We start from the raw sequence: 24772 nt of genomic DNA, 5'->3' as shown, positions 1-24772 counted from the left end.
CCAGGCTGAACTATCCGATCGTCGGATGGCTTCGCACCGGCGCGGCCGAGTTCAGGTCACGCCCCTGCCTCACCGCCCCGCCGGAATCAGCGCCCGCATGATCTCCGGCTTCCAGCTTTGACGCGCGCTGTCGAAGGCTGCGAAATCATGATCGAATTGCCAATAGGCCCAGGCCCAGCCGAGCCGCTCCGCGCTTCGCGCCACGAACGACAGATATCTCGTCCGTGCTTCGGCTGGCGCGGCCTCGTATACGCCGAACTCACCGAGATAGATCGGACGCTTCTCCCGTTCGGACCAGGACCGGATCTTGTCGAAATCGGCGCGCGCCTTCCGTTCGTCCTCCGGCGTGCCCCAATCAAGCGGGCCTATTTGCGAGAACGTCGGCGACCACGGTGCGCCCTGATGGGTGAAACGGATCGGCGCGTAATAGTGGAACGTGACGATGATGTTTCGGTCATCTGACGGCAGGACCAGGTCCTCGACGGGAAGCTCGTCGACGTTGAGAACCGCGGCGATCACCGGCCGCCGGGGGTTGGTGGAGCGGATGATGCCGAGACATTCGTTCAGAAGGGCGTTCCAGGCGGCGGACGTCATCTGCCCGCCCGGCTCATTGAGCACCTCGAAGACGAGCCTCGGATATTTTCCGGCATAGCGCGCGGCGATTTGCGTCCAGAACGCTTTCAGCTTCCCGGCGCACTCGGAGACGTCGCGCTGACAGATATGGGTATCGTGCTCATCCAGGATGGGGATGAGATTTCGGGCAAGCACCTCCTCGATCACCGCATCGAGCCGCCTCAAGACGATCTCATCCAGCGCATTCTCCGGGTCCATGAACTTGAAGCCGAAGAAATTGATCCGGACGTGCGAGAACCCGGCGCGCCTGATCGTGGTGAGGTTGTCCAGACGAAATGGCGCGTTCCGGCCTCCCTCCCAAATGCCGTCATAGCCGAGGATGTTGATGCCGCGCCCCAGTTTTGGGGGCGCGGACGCGGCCTGTCCGGCTGCTTCTGCCGGGGAGCAGATTGCAAGCACGGATAGCGTCATTGCGAGACCGAAAGTTACAGCCCAGCGGACGCAGATGGCATTCATCCCGCCTGCCCCATCATTGCTGCAGGCCCTGCTGCGGCACCGGCCGGCACACTGCGAAGAAGAATGCGACGAGCAGCACCGAGGTGAACATGGTCGAGCGAAGGAACATCGTCTCCGTGAAATTCGATTGAAAGCTGAGGACGACGAATCCGATGATGAGAGCGCAGTGGCGACGATCGATCGACCGCGTGTCGATCAGGTACAGGACCTTTTCCGAGAACAGATAGACGCTCGCCACGAACAGCACGTATCCCAGGAATCCGGTTTCCATTGCCACCGCGATATAGCCGCTATGATAATTGTCCAGCACCCAGCCGTGGTTCTGGTTGAAATAGTCGTAAATCGCAGGGCGCGTCCAGAACCCGTTGATGCCGAAGCCCAGCAGCGGCGCATCGTCGAAATGGCCGATGGCGTACTGCCAGATGAAGGTTCGCTCAGTCAGATTGATGGTCGATTCGCCGAGATGGATGGAATCGTAGCCCGTGACGTAGAAATACAGGATCAGGAGCGCAGCCAGGATGCACATGACGACCGGCAGCACCGCGTAAATCCTCATGCAGCGGATCGACCATAGGGAGGTCATGAGCAGTGCACCGGCGGCAATTGCAACGGCACCGGCACCACGCGATTCCGAGGCGATGACGCATGTCGATGCCAGGAGAAACGTAAGCAGAAAAACTGTCCAGCCCTGGCCCGTCATCTTCTGATAGCAGGCAAAGAACATCAGATAGGCGCTGATGAAGCCGAGAGTCTGCTTCGATTCGTAGATTCCCTGCCACTGGCCGTTGTGCATCCAGCTCTGATCGACGCCGATCTCGGGCACGAAAACCGCACACAGGGCCGAGGCGGCGACCAAGATGAAGAGCCCCAGCGCCGTCGCTCCGACGATCTCGTCAATGTCGATCCGCGTGATCAGGCAGTACGCACCGAAAGTCGTCATCACGAGGGCCGCGCTCTTCATGATCGCCGCGGTGGCGAGGCCGGTCCAGAGCACGGAGACAGCGGCGAGAGCATAGAATGCGACCAGCGCGATGAAATCGGGATTGGGCTGCACGCGCAGGCAGGGTCGCACGAAGGCACTGGCATAGATCAGGATGACCCACATCAGGAGCGCAACGGCCTGTTGCACGAAGCTCCATTCTGCGGGAAGCAGCGCGGGGTTGAAGACACCCATCGACGCGATCACATTGACGGTGATCGAGCCACGCATCACGATTCTGGCGAGCTTTTCCACGCCGACGCCGGGCGCTTGCCAGATCGCGCTGTCGTCCTCCTCGGAATCGTGCAGGCTGGTCATGAGCTGACCGCCTGACGCGCGGCAAATCTTGCCTCACCGCGCACCACGGGCGCCTTCGCACGCGCGCCTGCCGTGGGCATCGGCCGGTCGAGGCCTGATTCCCAGCGCCGTTCTCCCGCCGCGGCCGCGAGGCGCAACGGCGTCATTCCATTCCCAGTCACGTCCGCTCAGTCCACGGCTTCGAACGGCTCTCAGCGGATGTTGGCGCCGCCCAATGTGCCGTGCGTCTCAAGCGGGAAGATTGTCCTACCTTCTACCTTTGAGATCAAGGTGGCATGACGGGACGCTGCCCTCACAATCAGGTGCGAGGGACGATCGGGCCCTTGCCGGGCGGGAAAGACGGAAGGTTACGCCGCCGTTGCCGGCGGCAGCGCGAGCACCGAATAGATCGCCTGCGCATCGCGCGAGGCGCGGAGCTTCTTGGCGATGTCCTGGTCGCGCAGCAGGCGGGCGATGCGGGCGAGCGCCTTGAGGTGATCGGCGCCGGCGCCTTCGGGGGCCAGCAGCAGGAAGACGAGATCGACCGGCTGGCCGTCCATCGCCTCGAAGTCGATCGGACGATCGAGCCGCGCGAACAGGCCGAAGATCTTCTCCAGCTTGGGCAGCTTGCCGTGCGGAATGGCGACGCCATAGCCGACCGCGGTGGTGCCGAGCTTCTCCCGCTGCAGCAGCACCTCGAACACCGAGCGCTCGTTCTGCCCGGTCAGCTCGGCGGCCTTGGCCGCCAGCTCCTGCAGCGCCTGCTTCTTGCTGTTGACTTTCAATGCCGGGAGAATCGCCTCGGGTGCGACCAGATCGGTAATCGGCATGGAAGCTTTCCGAGGTGAATTAAACCGTCAGGTTCCGATTTGGCCAGCTTGATAGACCAAGCTCGGCCGGCGTCAATAACATGAAGCAGGAGGCGGACTTAGCCCCGATCCAGATGTGGGGGGCTTCTACTCCAACGCAATCCCGGTGCCAACTCCCGCGTGCGGCTTTGCCCCCGTCATTGTTAAGGGCCGGGGATGGTACGGGCGCCGGCTGGCGGGCCTAGCCACCGCCCTGGCCGTCCACCTTGGCTCCCGGCGGGTCGATCCAACCCACATTGCCGTCCGCCCTGCGGTAAATGATGTTCACCCGGCCGGACGAGCCATGCTGGAATACCAGGCAGGGTGCCCCGCTGAGGTCGAGTTCCATGACGGCTTCGCTGACCGAGAGCCGCTTCAGCGACGTGGTTTGCTCGGCGATGATGACGGGGCTGTAGCCGGCGACTTCCTCTTCGCCCTCTCCGGGCGCTTCCAGCACATAGCTGGTGGCGTCGAGCGCAGCCATCGCCTCGGAGGCGGCATGGGCCTTGCGCGCGGAGCGGTCCTTGAGCCGGTTCTTGTAGCGCCGCAGCCGCTTCTCGATCATCACCAGCGCCTGGTCGGCACTGGCATAGGCATCCGGTGCGTTCGAATCGGCTTCCAGCGTGATTCCCGAATCGAGATGCAGGGCGCAATCGGTGCGAAAGCCGAAGCCGTCCTTGCTCAGCGTGATGTGGCCGGAATAATTGCCGTCGAAATATTTGCGCAGCACCTCGTCGGTGCGGTCGGCAACGCGGCCGCGCAGCGCCTCGCCGACGCTGATGCTCTTTCCCGAGATTCTGAGAGTCATGTGATGCCTCGCTTGGTTGGTGCCCAGCTTGGATCGGTCTCGATGGGGCATCGAGAGTAGCGCGATTTGGCGCCAGCGCAATCAGGCCGGTTCGGGATTGCGGGAGCGATCGGACAAGGCGGTAGAGAGGACGTTACCAAGAGCGCTCTGCTTGTCGCGGCGGCGTTGCACCGAGGAAGGTATGCGCATGGCTTCGCGGTACTTCGCGACCGTGCGGCGGGCAATATCAATGCCCGAGGCGCGCAAGCGTTCCACGATGGTGTCGTCCGACAGGATCGCGGAGGGCTCCTCCGAATCGATCAGCTGCTTGATGTGGTGACGCACCGCTTCCGCCGAATGCGCTTCGCCCCCGTCGGCCGAGGCGATCGAGGCCGTGAAGAAATATTTCAGCTCGAACGTGCCGCGGTTGGTCGCCATGTATTTGTTGGCGGTGACACGCGACACCGTGGATTCGTGCATCTGGATGGCGTCGGCGACGGCCTTCAGATTGAGCGGGCGCAAATGGGCGACACCGTGGGTGAAGAACCCGTCCTGCTGGCGCACGATCTCGGTCGCCACTTTCAGGATGGTGCGGGCGCGCTGGTCGAGCGCGCGCACGAGCCAGGTCGCGTTCTGCAACGCATCCGTGAAATAGGACTTGTCGCCGTCCTTGCCGATCTTCTTCGACAGCTCGGAATAATAGGTCTGGTTGACCAGCACGCGCGGCAAGGTGTCGCTGTTGAGCTCGACATGCCAGCCGCCGTCGGGACCCGGGCGGACATAGACGTCGGGCACCATGGTCTGCAGGCGCGCCGAGCCGAACTTCATGCCGGGCTTGGGATTGAGGCGGCGGATCTCGCCGATCATGTCGGCGATGTCCTCGTCGTCGACGCCGCAGATCTTGCGAAGAGCCGCGATGTCGCGCTTGGCGAGCAGATCGAGATGCTCGACCAGCGCCTGCATCGCGGGGTCGTAGCGGTCGAGCTCGCGCAGCTGGATCGCCAGGCATTCGCTTAAGGAACGCGCGCAGACCCCGGGCGGATCGAATTTTTGCAGCACGGCGAGGACGCTTTCGACCTCGGCTTGCGACGCGCCGAGACGCTCGGCGGCTTGGCCGAGATCGGGCGGCAGATAGCCGGCCTCGTCGACGAGGTCGATCAGGTACTGGCCGATCATGCGTTGCGCGGGCGCGGTGAAGGCAACCGAGAGCTGCTCGGCGAGATGGCCTGACAACGTCGTCTCGGCCGCGACAAAAGCTTCGAGATTGTAGTCTTCGTCACCGGAGGCGCCGCCGCCCCATTCGGTATAGGTGGTCGGCGCGGCATCCTGAGCGTTGCGCGCGGCCGCCTCGGCCGGCTCCTCGGAGAAGACATTGTCGAGGCCGGTGTCCAGGGTCTGCTCGATCTCGGCGCGGGTGCCGAGATCCTTGCTCATCCATTCTTCCTGGCCCGGCTCGAAGCCTTCCGCGCTGCCGCCGAAGCCGTCCTCGCCCGGACCGTCGTTCTGGCCGTCGGAATCGCCGTAATTGGCCGCCTCGGCCGGAGCTTCGCCCGCGGGCGCGTCGTCACTGGCCCGTTCCAGCAGCGGGTTTCGCTCGAGCTCCTCTTCCACGAAGGTCGTGAGATCGAGATTGGACAATTGCAGCAGCTTGATCGCCTGCATCAGCTGCGGCGTCATGACCAGCGACTGCGATTGCCGGAACTCTAATCTCTGCGTAAGCGCCATGAAGCAAGAACCGATCCCAAAAGTTGGTCCGATTTTTGCTTATCCTAGTCTCAGCCCGATGTACACGGCTTGACGAATTGGAAAAAAGGGCTAGAGGCGGAATTCCTCGCCAAGGTAAAGGCGGCGCACGTCCGGATCGGCAACGATCTCATCCGGGGTTCCCTCGGTCAAGATTTCCCCGGCATAGACGATATAGGCACGGTCGGTCAGGCCGAGCGTCTCGCGGACATTGTGGTCGGTAATCAGCACGCCGATGCCGCGATTGGTGAGATGGCGGACGAGGTCCTGGATGTCGCCGACCGCGATCGGGTCGATGCCGGCGAAGGGCTCGTCGAGCAGCATGTAGTTCGGCCGCGTCGCCAGCGCGCGCGCGATTTCGACGCGGCGACGCTCGCCGCCGGACAGCGCGATCGACGGTGATTTCCGTAGCCGCGTGATGTTGAACTCGTCGAGCAGCGAGTCGAGCTGCTGCTCGCGCTTCTTGCGCGAGGGCTCGACCACTTCGAGCACGGCGCGGATGTTCTGCTCGACGGTGAGGCCGCGGAAGATCGAGGCTTCCTGCGGCAGATAGCCGATGCCGAGCCGCGCGCGCTGATACATCGGCAGCTTGGTGACGTCGTGGCCGTCGAGCTCGATCGCGCCGCGATCGGCCTTGATCAGGCCGGTAATCATGTAGAACACGGTGGTCTTGCCGGCGCCGTTCGGGCCGAGCAGGCCGACGGCCTCGCCGCGGCGCACATAGATGCTGACGCCGCGCACCACCTGGCGGCTGCCAAAGGCCTTTTCCACACTATGCACAGCCAGGAAGCCGGGCCGCTTCAACAGCTGCGGCGCGCCGGCACCGTTGGACCTGGCGGCCGTTCGGACGGGATGAACCGCCTGCGGACGCGGCTCGGCCTGATAGTCGGCCTCGTAGTCGCCCGTGTAGTCACCTTGGAACTGGTCGGGCCCGCGGGGCTGGTCGCGGGCAATCGGCGTGTCCCTGACGGGACTGGGCACGAGGCCGCCGACGCTGTCCCCGAGCGCAGTGATGTCCTGACGCGCAAATCCTGGCCGGCCGCGCTTGGCGGGGCGCCGACGGAACATGCTGAAGAGATCGACCATCCCCGCCTTCTAGCCTTTGGCGTCGTCTTGCGCGAAATCCGCGCGATCTGTCGCGCCAGCCTGAGCGATTGGCCGACGCAGCATGGGTGAAGGAATGTCTCATGCCCAGTGAAACACGCCCGAAAAGCGGCGGACCCCGCTTCGAAAGCCCTGCGCGCTAGATACAGGCTCGCCGGGCAGGCTTCAACCCTCGGTTCGGCCGCATCCGAACCAAGCCGTTGAATTCATTTTGGTTTACTTGCACCGGGTAACTGCAAAGGCGGCGCGCCGCCGGGCTTGCCCGAACCGCAATCGTTGCTGGAGCCCTGCGGCAGCAGGACCTGAACCCGGCCGCTGTCGGATTCCACACGTGACACGCCGGTCGTCATATCGACAGTCAGCCGATCGCCCCGCATGACGTTCTTGCACTGGGTCATGACGACTTGGCCCGAGCCCCCGCCGAACATGGTGATCAGGTTGGTCTTGGTGTCGAACACGGCGGTCTCCCCCGTCACCACCTGGTCCTTCTGGGTGACCACGACATTCCCGCGCGCCTCGAGCCGCTTGATCGAGGAGCTGCCGCCCGGACCCGGCTGCGCCGACTGCATCGGCGCGCTCTTGGTCGCTTTCGCCGCAGGCTGCGGCGCGGCCGGCTTGTCGCCGCCGCCCGAATCGTAAAACACCACCAGCGTCTTCGAGGTCATGGTGGTGTCGCCCTGCACGACCTTCACATTGCCGGAGAAGGTCGCCTCCTTCTTCTTGTCGCGCATCTCGAGCGAGGCCGCTTCGATCTGAATTGGCTGATCGCGGTTTTGCGTAAAGCCCTGCAGCGCGTTGTTGGGCGCAGTCGCCGAACTCTGCGTGCGGCCTTCACCGGATGCGATCAAGACACCAAAGGCAAGCGCGGCTGCGCTGACGATCGCGCTGCGCCTGTTGTCGTTGCGCGAGAAGAACTTCATCATGAAAATCACTTCGAATTGGCAGACTTGTTCTGAGGCGTGCGCGTCTTCGTCGGCGCAGGCTCGGTTGGTCCAGGCTGAGCAGCGGCGGGTTCATCCAGCTTGTCCAGATGCATCACCACATTGCCCTCGAAGCGGATGACGTCGCCGCCTTCGGTAATTCGCAGGCGATCCGCACTCAGCGTGCCGTTGGTCAGCTTGACGTCGACGCGCTCGTCCGAGGAGACCGTGCCCTTGCCCATGTCGACGAAGGCGGAATTGAGCCGCGCCTCATAGCCGGTCGAGGTGCGCAGGAAGATGTCCTTGCGCAGATCGAGCTGCTGCTGCTTGTTGTCGAAGCGGCCGGTGCGGGCATCAAGGAACAGGGTCGACTTGTCCTCCATCAGCACTTTCGCACGCAGGTCATTGAGATCGACATGATCGGGATCGGTGATGTCCTGCGTCGCGGTCTTGGCCCAGAGCTCATAGGGCCGCTGGTCCGGCGTGTATCCGGCGAGGTGCGGCGATTCCATCGTGATCCTGGTGCCCGACACCACCAGATTTCCGGAGTCGAGCGGCAGCTTCGGCATCAGCATGCGGAACGGATTGAAGATCGAGACGCCGATGATGACAGCCATGGACAGCACTACAGCACCCGGGACCGCGATACGCAGAATCCGCACCAGGCGGCTGTGGCGCGCCGCGCTGGCAAACTTCGCCGCAAGCGCGGCGTCGTAGGTGGGGTTCTGGGCCGAATTCACCGGGGTTCCTGCTTACCTGTCTCCTGACGTATCGCTCGCCTTGTCCGGTCGAGGGGGCGCACCCCATTCTATCCGGCGCCGCCCAAATATGCAGCCGGCGACAGGCCGTTACGAAAGTGTCCGAAACGGGGCGGCAATCCCGGGCCAACCGCCACGGGGGGCCTTCAGGAGTGCGCGAAAATGTCCTCTTCCGCCCAGCCCTGGAGGTCCAGCAGGGCGCGGGTCGGCAGGAAGTCGAAACAGGCCTGCGCCAGCTGGCTGCGGCCTTCCCGCACCAGCATGGCGTCCAGTCGGTCGCGCAAGGCATGCAGATGCAGCACGTCGGAGGCGGCGTAGGCGAGCTGCGGCTCGCTCAGGCTGTCGGAACCCCAGTCGCTGGACTGCTGCTGCTTGGAGAGGTCGATGTTGAGCACCTCGCGGACGAGGTCCTTGAGGCCGTGGCGGTCGGTGTAGGTGCGGGTCAGGCGGGACGCAATCTTGGTGCAATAAATCGGCCCGGTCATGACGCCGAAGGTCTGGTACAGCACCGCGACGTCGAACCGCGCGAAGTGGAATATCTTCGTGACCGCCGGATTGGCGAGCAGCGCCTTCAGGTTCGGCGCGTCGGTGTGGCCCTTGGGGATCTGCACCACGTCGGCGCTGCCGTCGCCCGGCGAGAGCTGCACCACGCAGAGCCGGTCGCGGTGCGGGTTCAGCCCCATAGTCTCGGTGTCGATCGCCACCGCTCCGGTGTAGCGGGACAGGTCGGGCAGGTCGCCGCGGTGCAGGCGTACGGTCATGAAACCCTCGGGTCGAATCGGTGCGTCGATATCATAGGCTAGAGCATGATCCGGAAAAGTGTGCAGCGGTTTTCCGAAAAGATCATGCTCAATCAATAACCTAAAGCGCGATGACGATTCATCTTAATCGCATCGCGCTTTAGTCGAATGGATCGCGATGTAGCCAGTCGCGACAGGTCACGCAAGCGGCCGTGACCTTACGGCCGTCAGATCGCAGCGAGCATAATGCAGATCATCGCCGCGACTGCGGTGCGGCTGGGGCCGTCCCGGAACGCGTACAGGATCGGATCGTCCGGCATCTCGCGGCGATGCGCCATCATCAGAGCACGGCCGAACCAGTACAGCAGCAGCGGTGTGAGCAGCCACAGCATCCAGGGGCGGCTGTAGAGCGGCGTCACCGCCGAGGACGAGACGTAGAGCGAGAACACGGTCACCGCGTTCATGGCGCTTGCCGCCGCCATCGCGGCGATGACGTTAAGGTCGGTGACGCGATAGTCGCGGTTGGAGGGATCGGCGAGGCCCACGCTCTCGCGCATGCTGAGCTCGCTGAAGCGCTTGATCAGGGCGAGCGAGGTGAACACGAACAGCGAGAAGATCAACAGCCATTCCGACAGCACCACGCCGACGCCGACTGCGCCGGCGACGATGCGAAGCGTGTAGAGGCCGGCGAGCGTGACGATGTCGACCAGCATCTTGCGCTTGAGCACGAGCGAATAGGCGATCGTGGTGGCGAGATAGAGGCCGAGCACGCCGAGAAACAGCGGCGAGATACAGAGGCTGGCGGCAAGCGCGAACAACCACAATGCAGGAATGGCCGACAGCGCCGACGAGATCGGCAAATCGCCGGCTGCGAGCGCGCGGTGGCGCTTGCTCGGATGCTGCCGGTCGGCGGCGAGATCGAGCAGATCGTTCATCAGATAGGCGCCCGAGGCGCAGGCCGAGAACGCCAGGAATGCGAGCAGCGCGTAGCCGAGGGTCGAAAGGTTCAGCTGATGCGCCGTGAGCGCAGGCACGAACACCAGCGTGTTCTTGGCGTATTGATGAACCCGCAGCGCTTTCACCCAGGTGGCGAGGCCGGCTCTGCGGACCTCGCCATTTTCGATGCGCGTGATGGAGGCACAATCGAACGGCACGCGCCCCGCCGCGAGATCGGCGTGCGTGACGACGCCATCGAAGCCGAGATGCGCTGAGATCGCCGCGGCATGAGCGGCGAGCCGATCCGCGACGAGATAGATCTTCTCGCCGCGCGCCCGTGCCGCCAGCGCCCGGTTCATCACATCGGAATCATAGGGCAGATGGGCGTAGTCGATTTCGCCTCGCGCCAGGATCGCCGTGAGCGCCGCCATCCCCGCCCGTCCGCCCGCACCGAAGCGCGCCAGCATGCGGCCGGGGCTGGAGAACAGCGCCTCCATCAGCAGTTCGGAACGCAGCAGCGCGCCTTCGAGGTCGATGACGAGGGTCCGGGCCGGCGACGGCTCGGACACGCGAGGATCATACTGGGAGGCACGCTGCTCCATCCGAAAACGCTCTGACTTGCCGTGACATGACCGGCATTCGGCCGGGGGAGCAGGAAATTGGACGGCCAACCCTATGGGAACATTCACTAAAGGCGGCTTAATTCACCTGGAGAGATGGGGGCGGCTTCCGCCCGAGGCGCTGTTGCCCGGATCCCACAATCCGGCGCGAGCTTCCTGTACCGTCAGAACTTTTGCTTCGCGCGCCGTGGATATCGTCCCGGCCCACCCTATCTGCCAATTTCCCTCCCCGGGGGCCCACCCTGGATCAGGTGCCATGACCGAACCAACGCTCGCTGCGCCGATCGACGACCAGCGTCCGCGCGGATTTTCGCGCTACCAGGCGCTCCTCATCGCGCTGCTGGCGCTGACGCAGTTCACGATCATCCTCGATTTCATCATCATGTCGCCGCTCGGCGCTATCCTGATGCCCGCGCTCGGCATCACGGCGGGGCAGTTCGGCGTCGCCGTATCGGCCTACGCGTTCAGTGCGGGACTATCGGGCATCCTCGCCGCCGGCTTTGCCGATCGTTTCGATCGCAAGCGCCTCCTGCTGTTCTTCTATGTCGGCTTCACGCTCGGCACGCTGTTGTGCGCGGTGGCGCCGAACTACCATGTGCTGCTGATCGGCCGGATCGTGACCGGATTGTTCGGCGGCGTGATCGGCGCGGTCGTGCTCGCCATCATCACCGACCTGTTCTCGTTGCAGATGCGCGGCCGCGTGATGGGAATCATCCAGACGGCGTTCGCCGCCAGCCAGGTGCTCGGCATTCCCGCCGGCCTGTTTCTCGCCAATTACTGGAGCTGGCATGTCTGCTTCATCGCCATCGTGGTGCTGTCGATCGTGACGATCGCCATCATCGCCTTTGCCATGGAGCCGGTCGACGCGCATCTGAAGCTGAAGCAGGACAGAAACCCGTTCCGCCATCTGGTCGCGACGGTCGGTGAGCCGCGCTACACGCTCGCCTTCGCCGTCACGACGCTGCTGGCGACCGGCGGCTACATGCTGATGCCGTTCTCCAGCGCCTACACCGTGCACAATCTCGGCATCGACATCACGCATCTGCCGACGATCTATCTCGTCTCCGGCCTGTTCAGCATCGTCACGGGACCGCTGGTCGGCCGCGCCAGCGACGCGTTCGGCAAATATCCGACCTTCGTGTTCGGCTGCGCCATGACCGTCCTCATGGTGCTGATCTACACCCATCTCGGCCACGTCTCGCTCGCGACCGCAATCATCGTCAACGTGCTGATGTTCGTCGGCATCTTCTCGCGCATGATCCCCTCGCAGGCGCTGATGTCGGCGATCCCGGAGCCCGGCCAGCGCGGCTCGTTCAGCGCGGTCAGCGCCTCGCTCCAGCAACTGTCCGGCGGGCTCGGCTCGGTGCTCGCCAGCGCGATCATCGCCCAAGGCGCGGACGGCGCGCTACTCCATTTCGACCGGATCGGCTACGTCGTCGTGACCACGACGATCATCACGCTGGTGATGATGTACTTCGTGCAGAAGGCGGTGGCGGAGCGGACGGGGAAGCGGGTGGTGTGAGGGGGAGAGGAGCCGCCGTGCGAATTCGTTTTCCGCGCGATGGAAGTCACCTGCTTTGTGGTGGACACAGTGCCACACGTCACGCAGCCACGTTCTTCGCTAGTTTTATCCGATCGGTCCTCGCGACTCGACAAGAAACAAGACCAAGGGCGGGAAATGAGAAAGCTGACACGACGAACATTCGTGATGGGTTCGGCCGTCGCGTTGTGCGCGCCGGCTGTAAGGACCGAGGCGCAATCCGCGTGGCCGTCCAAATCGATCAGGATCATCGTGCCCTATCCACCGGGCGGCCAGACCGATGGCATCGCGCGCGCGTTCGGCGACTTCCTGGCGCGGCAGGTGGGCAAGCCGGTCATCGTCGAGAACAAGGGCGGCGCCGGCGGCGTCATCGGCGTGGCAGAAGCGAAACGCGCCGATCCGGACGGCACCACCATCCTGTGCACGATCTCGTCGTCGCTGATCCAGAACCGCGTCACGGTAAGAGACCTGCCCTACGATCCCGAAAATGATTTTACCTATCTGACGATGGTCATCGGCGCTGGCGGTCCGGTCGTGGCGGCGAAGAAGACCGGTGCGACCAACCTGCGCGAGTTCATCGAATACTGCAAGAAAGTCGGCAGCGTGAACTGGGGATCCTACGGCGTGGGCTCGACGCCGCACGTCCTGATCGAGACGATCGCCAAGCAATACGGCATAAAGGTTCAGGTCATCCAGTATCGCGGCGAGGCGCCGATGTGGAATGACGTCGCCGGACAGACGCTTGATGGCGCCGCCGGGAGCTATGCCGCAGCCGCGCCCGTCATCCAGGCCGGCACCGGCAACCTGATCGGCGTGGTCGGCACCCGTCTGCCGCCCCATCCGGACACGCCGACCATGACCGAGCAAGGCGCCGTCGGCGACTTCTACAATCTGCGTCCCTTCACCACGTTTGCGGTGCCGTCCGGCACGCCGCGGGATATCGTCGATCGCCTCTCGCCGCTGCTGATCCAAGCCGGAACCGATCCGAAAGTTCAGCAGATGCTGAACAACTTCATCCTGTCATCGCCGGCCGATTTCGAAACGACGAATCGGATCTTCAAGCGCGACAGCGACGTGATGCTCCGCATCCTGGGCGATCTCGGCGTCAAGCCGTCGGATTAGCCGCGTCGCGGCCTAGTAGCCCAGCCCGCTTTGCTCGTCGTGGCTCTCCGTATTCGGCGCCCAGCCGACATTGAGCGGATCATGGCGACACTCCGGGCGTCTGCCGGCGTGTCAAATGCACGGTCGTCGTTGCGGAGCCACCAGATGGTTTCCAGATATGACGTGCAGAAGGCGGTGGCGGAGCGGACCGGGAAGAAGGTGGTGTGAGGAACGGCTCCTGCTCCACATTCGGGTGAACCCACGCCGGGCCTCCGGTGACCAAGGTTGCATCGATGCGCCGAACGGAGATCTCCCGTGAAATTCAAGCTTGCCGCCGCGATTCTCGCCGCAGGCCTCCCGCTGGCATCGATGGCTTTCGCCCAAGACACCGCCCAGAGCACCGCGCCAGCCGACCTTGCCGTGATCGATGCCTGCCTGAAGAAGGTGGAGAAAACCGGCGGTTTCGGCAGCGCCTGCGTCGGGCTCGTCGCCGACCCCTGCATCAAGGCGGCAGAGGGCGCGAATGACGATGTCGCCAGATGGAAGGCCTGCGCGGCGCGCGAACTCGCCGTCTGGACGCAGAAAACCAGTGGGGCGCTGAAGAAGGTTCAGGCCGGCGGGTTCGCCGACGCGATCAAGGCCGTCAATGACTCGCAGAAAGTTTTCGCCGCCTCGGGTGATCGCCTCTGCGCGGTCTTCGACAACGTCGACCCCGGCATGTACCGGGGCGGCGCGAGCTACTGCCGCCTGCGCGAGACCGCGAACCGCTCGCTGAGCCTGATCAAGCTGGGCGCTGCGGTCAACGAGCACTGAGGCTTCCTAGGGGGGCTCGGGTCACCGGCCTTGCCGGCACCTTCCGACGTGGCGACGACGGCCATTCGGCGCCATGAGCGCCGTGCTTCGGTGTCGCGGACCGGTCAGCAGCTCGATGTCCTGCGGATGAGCGATTTCAATCGCTTGAGCAGGGGATGGTGCCCAGGAAAGGACTCGAACCTTCACGGCCGTTAAGCCACTGGCACCTGAAGCCAGCGCGTCTACCAATTCCACCACCTGGGCATGCCGTTTGGGGCACGGAGGCGGTTACTACGGTTCGGTGACGCCGTTGTCAATTCATGCGTGAGGCCGGGGTCGGGATGCCGATTGCGCATCGCAAACCGGCCCGATACAAGCCTGACAAGACGCACTCTTTTCCGCAGGAATGGCTCCCATGGCATCGAATCTGGACACGCTGGTCACGGTTTTCGGCGGATCTGGGTTTTTGGGCCGCAGCGTCGTCCGCGCCCTGTGCAAGCGGGATTACCGGGTTCGGGTTGCGGTGCGGCGGCCGGAACTCGCCGGATACCTGCAGCCGCTCGGCCGGGTCGGGCAGATTCACACCGTGCAGGCGAATCTGCGCTATCCGGCCTCGGTCAAGGCGGCGCTGCGTGATTCGCATGTCGTGATCAATCTGGTCGGCGTGCTCACCGAGAGCGGCGGGCAGACGTTTGACGCCGTCCAGGCCAGGGGCGCCGAGACCGTCGCCAAGGCGGCGGCCGCCGCAGGTAGCGCGCTGGTGCATGTCTCGGCGATCGGGGCCGATGCGCAGTCGCCCTCACGCTATGCCAGGGCCAAGGCGGCCGGCGAAGCCGCGGTCCTGGCCGCGGTTCCCTCCGCCACGATCTTCCGCCCCTCCGTGATGTTCGGCCCCGAGGACCAGTTCACCAACCGCTTTGCCGCGCTGGCCCGGATGTCGCCGGTGCTGCCACTGATCGGTGGCGAGACCAAGATGCAGCCGGTCTATGTCGGCGACGTCGCCAGCGCGATCGCGGATGCGGCCGACGGCAAGGCCAAGGCGGGCGCCACTTACGAGCTCGGCGGGCCGGAAGTGCTGACCATGCGCGAGATCATCGAGGCGATCCTCGAAATCACCGACCGCAAGCGCATGCTGGTGCCGCTGACATTCGGCCTCGCCCGCTTCCAGGCCAACTTCCTGCAATTCGCGCCGGGCGCGTTCAAGCTGACGCCGGACCAGGTCACGCTGCTCGAGCGCGACAATATCGTGTCGGACGCGGCGAAGGCGGCCGGGCTGACGCTGGAAGGCCTCGGCATCCAGGCCGACTCGCTGGAAGCGATCGCCCCGCAATATCTCTGGCGCTTCCGCCCGCAGGGCCAGTTCCAGCGCATGAGCGTGTGAGGGATCTTCTTTACCTCGCCCCGCTTGCGGGGAGAGGTCGGATTGCGCAGCAATCCGGGTGAGGGGTACAGGTCTCTCGAAGACCGCTCGTGCGGAGAGAGACCCCTCACCCCAACCCTCTCCCCGTAAGAACGGGGCGAGGGGGTGCACTGTCGCTGGAACGAAGACTGGCCTGTTACACGACTTTCAAAACTTCAGCTTCTTGAACACCGCTTCCGGCAGCGTCTTGATGATCAGCATCACGAGACGCCATCTGCCGCTGACATAGACGATGTCGGTCTTGCTCTCGACGGCGCGAAGGATCTCAGCGCCGACGACGGGGGCTTCGACGGTGAGCGGGCCGATCAGCTTCATGCCTTCGGTCATCCTGGTGCGGACGAAGCCGGGCTTGACCGTGACGACGTGCACGCCGCCACGGCTGGCGCGGGCGCGCAGGCCGGACAGGAAGGCGGAGAAGCCGGCCTTGGCCGAGCCATAGACATAGTTGGAGGCGCGGCCGCGATCGCCGGCGACCGAGGACACGCCGACCAGCGTGCCGCTGCCGCGGCCCAAGAACTTCTCCGCGAACAGGCCGAGGATCAGCGCCGGACCTTCGTAGTTGGAGCGCATGATCGCGGTGGCCTGGGCGAGATCGCTCTGCGCGCTCTCTTGCACACCAAGCAGGCCGACGATCGAGATGACGACATCGGGCAGCGCGGCCAGGCCGGCGACGAAGCCCTCGAATGAGGCGGTGTCGAGCACGTCGAATGTGTGAACACCGACCTCGACATCGTAGCGCGCGCGAAGATCGGCGGCGTCAGGCTCCAGCGCGCCGACGTCGCGGCCGGCGAGCCCCACATCGTATCCCGCTTTGGCAAAGGCGCGCGCCGTGGCGCGGCCGATGTCGGATGAGCCGCCCAGCACCAGTACAGACTTGCGCGACGTCACGGCCTAGACCTCATCGAACAGACGTTGTGAAAGCTTGGAGCGGATGTTGCCGGCAGGGTCGAGCGCTTTGCGGATCGCGTTGAAGCGCGGCAGGGCGGGATAGCCGGCTTCGAGCGTCTCGCGCGACTGGCGCGCATCCTTGGCAAGATAGAGCCGGCCACCGGCCGCGACAACGAGACGGTCGATCTCGTCGAGAAAATTCAGGATGTCGCCGCGCACAGGGAAATCCAGCGCCAGCGTGTAGCCGGGCAGCGGAAACGACAGGATGCCCTCGCCCTCGCCGAGCTTCTTCAGCACCGCGAGGAAGGAGGCATCGCCGCGCCGCGCGACGCGACCCAGAATCTCGCCGAGCACGTCGCGCGCGCCGTTCTCGGGTATCACGCATTGATGCTGCAGAAAGCCGCGCTTGCCGTAGATGCGATTCCAGTCGGCAAGGCTGTCGAGCGGGAAGAAATAGGGATAGAGCGAGACCACATGGCTGCCGCCGGCGCGGCGCGCGCCCATGCGATAATACAGCTCGTTGAAAACGCGGATGCTGAAGCGGTTCAGCGTCATCGAGGGCAAATCGATGGGCACGCCAAGACCGGGATGCTTGCCGGCGGGAAACGCCGCGGCGCCGGCAGGAAGCTCGTCCTTGCCGGCGTGCTCGCCGAGATAGATCAGCGAGCGGCCGAGATCCTTGCCGCGGGCGGCGCAATCGATCCAGGCCACCGAATAGGTCGCGGCATCGCCTGCATCGAGCGCGCGCATCGCGGCATCGAGGTCGGATGCCGAGATCACGCGCTCGCGGATCCACCCCGTTTCGACCTTGCGCAGCCGCAAGGTCGCTTCGAGGATGACCCCGGTCAGGCCCATGCCGCCGATCGTCGCAAAGAATGCGTCGGAGTTCTGCTCGCGCGAGGCTTCGATCAATTCGCCCTCGCCCGTGCGCAGCAGGATGCTGTCGACATAGCGGCCGAAGCCGCCTTCACAATGGTGATTCTTGCCGTGCACGTCGGCGGCGATGGCGCCGCCGACCGACACGAAACGCGTGCCGGGCAGTACGAAGGGCAGGAAGCCGCGCGGGCCGAAGGTCTCGATCAGGTCCGAGAGCAGCACGCCGGCCTCGAGGCGGATTCGGCCGGTCGCCGGATCGAACCACCTGATGCGGTCGAAGCCCGTCATCGTCAACGTCGTGACGGTCCCGATCGCGGCATCGCCATAGGCACGGCCATTGCCGCGCGCCACGGTGCCGGACACGATGGCGTCGGCTACCGACGCGAACGCGCGCGGACGCAGCATCTCGGTATCGACGACCGGGAAGCGCCCCCAGCCGCTGACGAGGGTCATGGGCTCAGCTCCTGCGCCGGGCGCGCCGCCCGGCATTGCGAAACTGAGTACCGATCAAAAGCTTATATTGCGTTGAAAGCGTAGCCCGGATGGAGCGCAGCGTATTCCGGGATCGTGCCCCAAGTGATGACGGACCGGGATGCGCTGCGCTCCATCCGGGCTACGGACCAAGGGCCTACCGTCCCAGCGCCAGCGCGATCAGGCCGAGGGTGCCGACGATGACGCGCCACCAGGCGAACAGCAGGAAACCGTGCCGGGTGACATAGGTCAAAAACGTCTTCACCACGATGATCGCGGTGATGAACGACACCACGAAGCCGATCGCGACGATGTTGATGTGGTCCATCGTCATCTCGGCGCGGCTCTTGTAGAAGTCGTAGGCGAACGCGCCGATCATGGTGGGGATCGCCAGAAAGAACGAGAATTCCGCCGCCGCGCGCTTGTCGGCTCCGAGCAACATCGCGGCGACGATGCTGGCGCCGGAGCGCGACACGCCCGGGATCATGGCCACGCACTGCGCGATGCCGATATAGAGATACATCAAGAGCGGAAATCTGGTGGCATCATACTCGCGCGGCTTGAGCTCGAGCTTGTCGACCCAGAGCAGGACGGCGCCGCCGACGATCAGTGTGAAGCAGATGACCCACGGATTGAACAGCAGGAGCTTGATGTACTTACCGGCGATGAGGCCGACGATGACAGCGGGCAGGAATGCGACCAGCACGCCGATCACGAAGCGGCGAGCATAGGCATCGCCCGTGAACAGGCCGATCACGACGTCCCACAGCTTGCGGAAGTACAGCCCCACGATCGCGAGAATCGCGCCCAGCTGGATCAGAACCGTAAACGAATCCCAGAACGCGCCTTCTCCGAGATGAAAGAAGCGCTCGGCGATCAGGAGGTGACCGGTCGAGGATACGGGAAGGAACTCGGTCACGCCCTCGATGATGCCGAGGATCACTGCCCGTATAGCGTCTGACATATTTACGGTCCATTTCGGCTGGAAAAGCGGGGCTCTTCTCGCCTATTCGACCCCATGCCGCAATCGCAAAATGCCGAATCACGCCCTTGCTTCGAGGTTTTGAAGGACTAGTGTGGCGCCGCACAAACATTGATGGATTCTTAAGCACCATCACATAGTCAAAGGCTTCATGTTTACGCTGTTTCATCATCCGTTCTGTCCGCATTCGCGCTTCATTCGCCTGATCGCGGGTGAATACGGGCTCGACCTGAAGCTGATCGAGGAGCGCAGCTGGGAGCGGCGCGAGGCGTTTCTGCTGCTCAATGCGGCCGGCACCACGCCCGTGCTGGTGGACGACGAGCAGCCGCCGATTCCGGGCGCGGCCATCATCGCCGAATATGTCGATGAGGCCTATGGGGCCGGGATGGGCCCCAAGCGCCTGATGCCGGAGACGCTTGCCGAGCGTGTCGAGGTGCGCCGGCTGATGGCCTGGTTCAACGAAAAGTTCTTCGAGGAAGTCTCGCATCCACTCGTCACCGAGCGCATCTACAAGCGCTTCATGAGCGAGGAGAACGGCGGCGGGCCGCCTTCGGCCGACGTGATGCGCGCAGCGAAGGCCAATGTGCGCTATCATCTGGCCTATATCGGCTGGCTGGCGCAGACCCGCAACTTCCTCGCCGGCGACCGGCTCACCTACGCGGATCTCGCCGCCGCGGCGCACCTTTCGGCGATCGACTATCTGGGCGACGTGCCATGGAGCGAGGACGACGCAGCAAAGGCGTGGTACGCGCGGGTGAAATCCCGCCCGTCGTTCCGTCCGCTCCTCAGCGAATGGCTGGCCGGCGTGCCGGCGTCGCGGACCTATGTGGACCTGGATTTCTGAGCTGCGACCCGACTGAACTGAAGGCGGCGCTGGCGCGCGAAGCGCACGCGCTCGGCTTCGACTGCATCGGCGTCACCGCGCCGGGCTCGATCGATGCGGCCGGACAATACTTCCTCGAATTCATCGCCTCGGGCGGCCATGGCGACATGGATTGGCTTGCGAACCAGCCGGAGCGCCGCGTCGACCCGCGCGGGCTGTGGGCCGATGTGCGCAGCGTGATCATGCTCGGCGTCAATTACGGTCCCGACTCCGATCCGCTCGCGATCCTGAAGCAGCGCGCGCGCGCGGCGATCTCGGTCTATGCGCAAGGCGACGACTATCACGACCTCATCAAGAAGCGGCTGAAGGCGCTGGCGCGCTGGCTGGTCGCGACCGCGCCGAGCGAGGTGAAGGTGTTCGTCGACACCGCGGCAGTGATGGAGAAGCCGCTGGCGCAGGCCGCGCATCTGGGCTGGCAGGGCAAGCACACCAATCTCGTCTCGCGCGAGTTCGGCTCGTGGCTGTTTCTCGGCGCTATCTACACCACGCTGGAGCTGCCGCGCGACGAACCCGAGATCGATCATTGCGGCTCGTGCCGAGCCTGCCTCGACATCTGCCCGACCGCGGCGTTTCCAGCGCCCTACAAGCTAGATGCGCGGCGCTGCATCTCGTATCTGACCATCGAGAACAAGGGCCCGATCCCGCACGAGTTTCGCAAGAGCATCGGCAACCGCATCTATGGCTGCGATGATTGCCTTGCCGCCTGCCCCTGGAACAAGTTTGCGCAAGAGGGGCGTGAGGCAAAACTCGCCGCGCGCGACGAGTTGCGCGCGCCCTCGCTCGCTGAGCTGGCACGGCTGGACGACGCGGCATTCCGTGCGCTGTTCACGAAATCGCCGGTGAAGCGCATCGGCCGCGACCGGTTCGTGCGCAATGTGCTGATTGCGATCGGCAACTCAGGCGAGGTGGCGCTGGCTGAGGCGGCGCGGCGATTGTTGGATGACGCAAGTCCGCTGGTGCGCGGCGCGGCGGTGTGGGCGCTGGGCCAGTTGCTGGCGCGCGAAGAGTTTGAGGCGATGAAGGGTGCTGCGATCAGTAACGAGCACGACGAGAGTGTGCGCAAGGAGTGGCGCGCCGCTTCCTAGCTCACCGTAGTCATTCCCCGCGAAGGCGGGGAATCCAGTGCGCCGCGGCCTATCGATTCAATCACAACTGCCGCGGAGTACTGGATCGCCCGGTCAAGCCGGGCGATGACACTCATGTTGTGGCTGGCACATGCTCTCACCACCCTTGATTTCCCCGCCCATTCCCGCAATCTCGCGCGTCATGACAAGCATGCCTTTCTTCACCCGCGACGGCGATACATTCCATCCGACGGAAGTCGCCAACGGTCCATGGGATCCGAAATCGCTGCACGGACGCGTCATCGTCGGACTGCTCGGCTTCGTCATCGAGGAGCGCCATTCCGGGCCCGAATTCGTGCCGGCGCGGCTCACGGTCGACATGTTCCGGCTGCCGACTATCGACAAGCCGATCGAAGTGACGACGCGGCTGGTGCGCGACGGCATGCGCATCCGCGTGGTGGAAGCGGAGTTCTTTTCCGGCGGGGTCAGCATGGCGCGCGCCTCGTGCCAGCTGCTGCGCAAGACGCAAAATCCCGATGGCAATGTCTGGTCGCCGCCGAACTGGGACGCACCGAAGCCGGCCGAGATCCCCAAGCCGACCGATCCCAGGCTCGGCATGAACGGCAAATGGGCGACACGCCCGATCGTCGGCCATATGGGCTCGCTCGGCCCGCGCAGATTGTGGATGAGCGAGGTGCGTGAGCTCGTCGCGGGCACCCCGATGACGCCGTTCGTCCGCGTCGCCACCGGCGCCGATTTTGCGAGCCCGTTTGCCAATGCCGGCGACCAGGGGCTCGGCTACATCAACAGCGATGTCACGATCTATCTGCACCGCCTGCCGGCGACGGAGTGGATCGGCTTCGAGGTGGTGAACCACCACGCCACCGACGGTGTCGCGATCGGCGAATGCTGGCTCTATGACGAACAGGGTCCGATCGGCACCGCGACGGTGGCCGCGCTGGCGCAGCGCAAGCCGATGGTGAATCCGTCGAAGCGGTAGGAGCGCGCGCCTCTCTCCGGTCGTCATTCCGGGATGCGCCGTCAGGCGCAGACCCGGAATCCATCGGGCCGCAGGCCAAGAGTTGAAATGGATTCCGGGTTCGCGCTTCGCGCGCCCCGGAATGACGACCTAGTCCAAATGCCGCTGCATCTCCGGCCGCGCCTTCAGTTCGGCACCCTGCTTGGCGACGATCTTCGCGATCCGCTCCGGGGCGAAGTTCAAATCGACGAACGCCGGCGCGGTGTTGGCGACCTCGTGATAGCTCGCGATCCTGCCGCCCTTCAGCGTCATGATCGCAACGCCCTCGAACATCGCCCGCGCGCCGTTTGCTTCCGGCAGGGTCGATCTATAGCTGAAGGTGTAGCGCGCATAGAGCGTGGTGCCGTCGGTGACGGGATCATGCATGTCCCAGCGGAAATCGGTCGCCGTGCGGTAGAACCAGTCGTCGATCATCGCGGCGATCTTCGCGCGGCCGGCGAAGGCGCCGTAGAAGACATCGTGATAGACGCCGTCCTCGGTGAACAGCTGGGCGAAGGCTTCGCCGTTGCGCTGCTCGACGGCATCGCAGAAGGCGCGCAGCATGGCGGTGGTGGTCATTGGCGTTGCCTCCCAGTTGTTATGCCCTCTCCCCTTGCGGGAGAGGCCAGCTCCGCTCGTTGACGCGCATTTCGTTCGGGTGAGGGGTTGCTTCCGCGAGTCCAACTCTCATTCGGGCCCGTGGAGAGAACCCCTCATCCGACTTCGCTTCGCGAAGCCACCTTCTCCCGCAAGGGGAGAAGGAAGATGACACATCACCCGATCTCAGCCACCGCCGCAAGAAGGCGCGCGATGTCCTGCGGGCGGGACAGGCGGTGATCGCCGTCCTGGATCATGGTCAGCACGACGTCGTCGGCCGGCAGGCGATGAGTCAGCGCAAACGCGTGCTGCCAGGGCACATCAGGGTCCTTCGCGCCTTGCAGGATGCGGACGGGGCAGCCGAGATCGATGGCGCTGCCCAGCACGAGGTGATTGCGTCCCTCCTCGATCAGGTTCCGCGTGATCGGATAGGGCGAGCCGTCGCCATATTCCGATGGGCGCAGCCAGAAGCCCTTGGTCTCGATCTCCTTCTTCACTGCGGGCGAAAAATTCTTCCACATCAGCTCTTCGGTGAAATCGGGCGCCGGCGCGATCAGGACGAGCCCTGCGAGCGACGCTTTGCCGGCACGCTTCTTGATCTCGCGCGCGAGCAGCAGCGCCATCCAGCCGCCCATCGACGAGCCGATCAGGATTTGCGGGCCGTCGCAGAAGCGTTCGAACACCGCAACACTGTCCTCGAGCCAGCTGCCGATGGTCCCCATGGCGAAATCGCCGCTGGATTCGCCGTGGCCGGAATAGTCGAAGCGAACGATTGCGCGGCCGCGCTCGTGGGCCCAGGCATCCAGCGCCACGGCCTTGCCGCCCTGCATGTCCGACTTGAATCCGCCGAGCCAGACCAGGCCGGGGCCTTTCCCAGGACGGCGGCGCACCGCGATCCTGCGGGCGGACGGCCCTTCGCCCACATCGATGAATTCAAGCGCGGCATCGGGAATTGCGTCGGTCATGGAACGTTTACTCTGATTGTGCGGTTTGAGCTGTCCGGACCTGTTCCGAAAGCACGACCGGCATCGGTATTGGTCCTTTGGGACGCTTGCGGAACAGAGGCAAGGTGTCTATGTCGGTCAGCGTGCCGAGGGCCGTGACCAAAATGCATCGCATTTGAGGGTTTTTCGCGCCTCGCACCAGCGACTTGCTTGCCGGCAAACGCATCTTCCTTCAAAATAGCCGCTTCTTTCACAACTTTGGAGAACCACCCATTCGCCGTCCTAATAAAGCTCCGCCCGCTGCCAGCAAAGACGGGCCGCGCATCAATGATGATATCCGCAATGCGCAGATCCAGCTGATCGACCAGACCGGTGACAACAAAGGCACGGTCGAGACCGTCGTCGCCATCCGCATGGCGCAGGAAGTCGGGATGGACCTGGTCGAGATTTCGCCGAATACCAGCCCTCCCGTCTGCAAGATCATGGATTACGGGAAGTACAAGTATTCCGCTCAGAAGAAAGCCGCGGAAGCCCGCAAACGGCAGAAGACCGTCGAGATCAAGGAGATCAAGCTCCGTCCGATGATCGACGACCACGATTACGACGTGAAGATGCGCGCGATGCAGCGCTTCTTCGAAGAGGGTGACAAGGTCAAGATCACGCTGCGCTATCGCGGCCGCGAAATGGCGCACCAGGAGATCGGCACCAAGTTGCTCGACAAGATCAAGACCGACGTCGCCGAGCTCGCCAAGGTCGAGCAGGACGCGCGGTTCGAAGGTCGCCAGGTCGTAATGGTGCTGGCGCCGCGCTGACGCGCAACGCTTTAGGACCTCGAGAATTTCAACGGCCCGTCCGGATCCCCGGCGGGCCGTTTTGTGTGTCAGGTCCTCGTCGCCTGCCAGGTTCCGCTGCACTGGTCGCCGGAGATAATTCCCTTCCACGACCCGGCGCCGTTCACGCCGGCGAGCCGGCCGCCGCCACTGGCGTGGGAGGCGCCGACCGAGACCTGCACGGCGACAGCGCCGGAACGGTTGACCCGGCCCGAGACCCGGCCGCCGCCGGCGGAGGAGACGCGGGTGCCGGTCACGGTGAAGGGAACGCTGTAGCCCGAGCTGCAATTGCCGCGGGTGGTGGCGAAGGTGACGTTCCAGATGCCGTCATAGCCGCCGGCGCGGGCGTCAGCCGCCTGTGGCAGCGCAGCCGCGGCGAGCACGGCGAACAGCGCCAGAGGGCGCGGGCGGGCGAATGAAATCAGAAGTTGCGGGAAATGAGCCATTTTGGACCTGCTTCAGGCGAGAAGGCTTGGACATGAGGGGTGGCAGCGTTCAATAGTCGGCGGGCAGGTTGCGGCGGTTCATCGTTGCCAATTGGCCTG

Annotated in this window: 24 protein-coding genes and 1 tRNA gene; 8 read left to right on the top strand and 17 right to left on the bottom strand. The window is 64.4% G+C overall.

From position 1 onward, the window contains the following. Positions 1-69: 69 nt before the first annotated feature. The 10 genes from I6F24_RS31305 to I6F24_RS31260 form a co-directional block, all read right to left on the bottom strand. Complete coding sequence (locus tag I6F24_RS31305) at positions 70-1089, bottom strand: cellulase family glycosylhydrolase (protein ID WP_225135196.1); 1020 nt, start codon at positions 1087-1089, stop codon at positions 70-72. A 13-nt stretch (positions 1090-1102) separates the two neighbouring features. Next, complete coding sequence (locus tag I6F24_RS31300) at positions 1103-2386, bottom strand: O-antigen ligase family protein (RefSeq protein ID WP_225151960.1); 1284 nt, start codon at positions 2384-2386, stop codon at positions 1103-1105. Positions 2387-2733: 347 nt separating this feature from the next. Beyond that, positions 2734-3195 (bottom strand): PTS IIA-like nitrogen regulatory protein PtsN, encoded by a 462-nt coding sequence (gene ptsN, locus I6F24_RS31295; RefSeq protein WP_008141251.1) that lies wholly within the window; start codon positions 3193-3195, stop codon positions 2734-2736. Between the two features lie 220 nt (positions 3196-3415). Next, entirely contained in the window at positions 3416-4021 is a 606-nt protein-coding gene (gene raiA, locus I6F24_RS31290) for a ribosome-associated translation inhibitor RaiA (RefSeq protein WP_036009184.1), read from the bottom strand. An 81-nt stretch (positions 4022-4102) separates the two neighbouring features. Continuing rightward, complete coding sequence (rpoN, locus tag I6F24_RS31285) at positions 4103-5725, bottom strand: RNA polymerase factor sigma-54 (protein ID WP_036024405.1); 1623 nt, start codon at positions 5723-5725, stop codon at positions 4103-4105. Positions 5726-5815: 90 nt separating this feature from the next. Next, entirely contained in the window at positions 5816-6829 is a 1014-nt protein-coding gene (gene lptB, locus I6F24_RS31280) for an LPS export ABC transporter ATP-binding protein (protein WP_036024403.1), read from the bottom strand. Positions 6830-7053: 224 nt separating this feature from the next. After that, complete coding sequence (locus tag I6F24_RS31275) at positions 7054-7770, bottom strand: LptA/OstA family protein (RefSeq protein ID WP_036024401.1); 717 nt, start codon at positions 7768-7770, stop codon at positions 7054-7056. 5 nt (positions 7771-7775) lie between these two features. Continuing rightward, positions 7776-8507, bottom strand: coding sequence for an LPS export ABC transporter periplasmic protein LptC (gene lptC / locus I6F24_RS31270; protein ID WP_036024399.1), 732 nt, complete (start codon positions 8505-8507; stop codon positions 7776-7778). Between the two features lie 164 nt (positions 8508-8671). Beyond that, the gene (locus I6F24_RS31265; protein WP_225151958.1) at positions 8672-9286 is read right to left on the bottom strand and encodes a ribonuclease D; all 615 of its coding nucleotides are present in this window, start codon (positions 9284-9286) and stop codon (positions 8672-8674) included. 206 nt (positions 9287-9492) lie between these two features. Further along, positions 9493-10770, bottom strand: coding sequence for a UbiA family prenyltransferase (locus tag I6F24_RS31260; protein WP_036024420.1), 1278 nt, complete (start codon positions 10768-10770; stop codon positions 9493-9495). Between the two features lie 307 nt (positions 10771-11077). On the opposite strand from I6F24_RS31260, the gene I6F24_RS31255 reads away from it, so the two are divergent. The 3 genes from I6F24_RS31255 (at position 11078) to I6F24_RS31245 (ending at position 14275) form a co-directional block, all read left to right on the top strand. Next, positions 11078-12343 (top strand): MFS transporter, encoded by a 1266-nt coding sequence (locus I6F24_RS31255; RefSeq protein ID WP_036024395.1) that lies wholly within the window; start codon positions 11078-11080, stop codon positions 12341-12343. Between the two features lie 186 nt (positions 12344-12529). Then, positions 12530-13483: a tripartite tricarboxylate transporter substrate binding protein gene (locus tag I6F24_RS31250; RefSeq protein ID WP_050995914.1), complete on the top strand. Its 954-nt coding sequence runs from the start codon at positions 12530-12532 to the stop codon at positions 13481-13483. Between the two features lie 294 nt (positions 13484-13777). Beyond that, positions 13778-14275 (top strand): DUF1311 domain-containing protein, encoded by a 498-nt coding sequence (locus tag I6F24_RS31245; RefSeq protein ID WP_225151956.1) that lies wholly within the window; start codon positions 13778-13780, stop codon positions 14273-14275. Between the two features lie 156 nt (positions 14276-14431). On the opposite strand, the gene I6F24_RS31240 is transcribed toward I6F24_RS31245, so the two are convergent. Further along, positions 14432-14518: transfer RNA gene (locus I6F24_RS31240), tRNA-Leu, on the bottom strand. Positions 14519-14669: 151 nt separating this feature from the next. Between I6F24_RS31240 and I6F24_RS31235 the strand changes: the two genes are divergently transcribed. Next, positions 14670-15635, top strand: a complete 966-nt coding sequence (locus I6F24_RS31235; RefSeq protein ID WP_036024389.1) for a complex I NDUFA9 subunit family protein — start codon at positions 14670-14672, stop codon at positions 15633-15635. Between the two features lie 186 nt (positions 15636-15821). Here I6F24_RS31235 and I6F24_RS31230 read toward each other — a convergent pair whose 3' ends face one another. The 3 genes from I6F24_RS31230 to I6F24_RS31220 all read right to left on the bottom strand — a co-directional run bounded on the left by I6F24_RS31230 (position 15822) and on the right by I6F24_RS31220 (position 18873). Continuing rightward, positions 15822-16562: an SDR family oxidoreductase gene (locus tag I6F24_RS31230; protein ID WP_036024388.1), complete on the bottom strand. Its 741-nt coding sequence runs from the start codon at positions 16560-16562 to the stop codon at positions 15822-15824. A gap of 3 nt (positions 16563-16565) precedes the next feature. Continuing rightward, complete coding sequence (locus I6F24_RS31225; protein ID WP_036024419.1) at positions 16566-17891, bottom strand: FAD-binding oxidoreductase; 1326 nt, start codon at positions 17889-17891, stop codon at positions 16566-16568. 175 nt (positions 17892-18066) lie between these two features. Beyond that, the gene (locus I6F24_RS31220) at positions 18067-18873 is read right to left on the bottom strand and encodes an undecaprenyl-diphosphate phosphatase (protein ID WP_225151954.1); all 807 of its coding nucleotides are present in this window, start codon (positions 18871-18873) and stop codon (positions 18067-18069) included. A 169-nt stretch (positions 18874-19042) separates the two neighbouring features. On the opposite strand from I6F24_RS31220, the gene I6F24_RS31215 reads away from it, so the two are divergent. The 3 genes from I6F24_RS31215 to I6F24_RS31205 all read left to right on the top strand — a co-directional run bounded on the left by I6F24_RS31215 (position 19043) and on the right by I6F24_RS31205 (position 21838). Then, positions 19043-19735, top strand: a complete 693-nt coding sequence (locus I6F24_RS31215) for a glutathione S-transferase family protein (protein WP_036024387.1) — start codon at positions 19043-19045, stop codon at positions 19733-19735. Beyond that, positions 19684-20859, top strand: a complete 1176-nt coding sequence (gene queG, locus I6F24_RS31210) for a tRNA epoxyqueuosine(34) reductase QueG (protein ID WP_036024385.1) — start codon at positions 19684-19686, stop codon at positions 20857-20859. The genes I6F24_RS31215 and queG overlap by 52 nt, the downstream gene beginning before the upstream one ends. Positions 20860-21040: 181 nt before the next feature. Beyond that, a complete protein-coding gene (locus I6F24_RS31205) occupies positions 21041-21838 on the top strand; it encodes an acyl-CoA thioesterase domain-containing protein (RefSeq protein WP_036024383.1) in 798 nt (265 codons plus the stop codon). A gap of 129 nt (positions 21839-21967) precedes the next feature. On the opposite strand, the gene I6F24_RS31200 is transcribed toward I6F24_RS31205, so the two are convergent. Both I6F24_RS31200 and I6F24_RS31195 read right to left on the bottom strand, forming a co-directional pair. Beyond that, positions 21968-22435 (bottom strand): nuclear transport factor 2 family protein, encoded by a 468-nt coding sequence (locus tag I6F24_RS31200; RefSeq protein WP_036024382.1) that lies wholly within the window; start codon positions 22433-22435, stop codon positions 21968-21970. A 194-nt stretch (positions 22436-22629) separates the two neighbouring features. Further along, positions 22630-23418, bottom strand: coding sequence for an alpha/beta hydrolase (locus tag I6F24_RS31195; protein ID WP_036003334.1), 789 nt, complete (start codon positions 23416-23418; stop codon positions 22630-22632). 251 nt (positions 23419-23669) lie between these two features. On the opposite strand from I6F24_RS31195, the gene infC reads away from it, so the two are divergent. Further along, positions 23670-24209 (top strand): translation initiation factor IF-3, encoded by a 540-nt coding sequence (gene infC / locus I6F24_RS31190; RefSeq protein ID WP_074447655.1) that lies wholly within the window; start codon positions 23670-23672, stop codon positions 24207-24209. A 68-nt stretch (positions 24210-24277) separates the two neighbouring features. Here the strand turns inward: infC and I6F24_RS31185 are convergent, their stop codons facing one another. Further along, positions 24278-24673: a hypothetical protein gene (locus I6F24_RS31185; protein ID WP_036024380.1), complete on the bottom strand. Its 396-nt coding sequence runs from the start codon at positions 24671-24673 to the stop codon at positions 24278-24280. Positions 24674-24772 lie beyond the last annotated feature (99 nt).

The organism is Bradyrhizobium sp. BRP23 (assembly GCF_020194135.1).
Classification (GTDB): domain Bacteria; phylum Pseudomonadota; class Alphaproteobacteria; order Rhizobiales; family Xanthobacteraceae; genus Bradyrhizobium; species Bradyrhizobium yuanmingense.
This window is presented reverse-complemented; position numbering and strand designations above follow the sequence as displayed.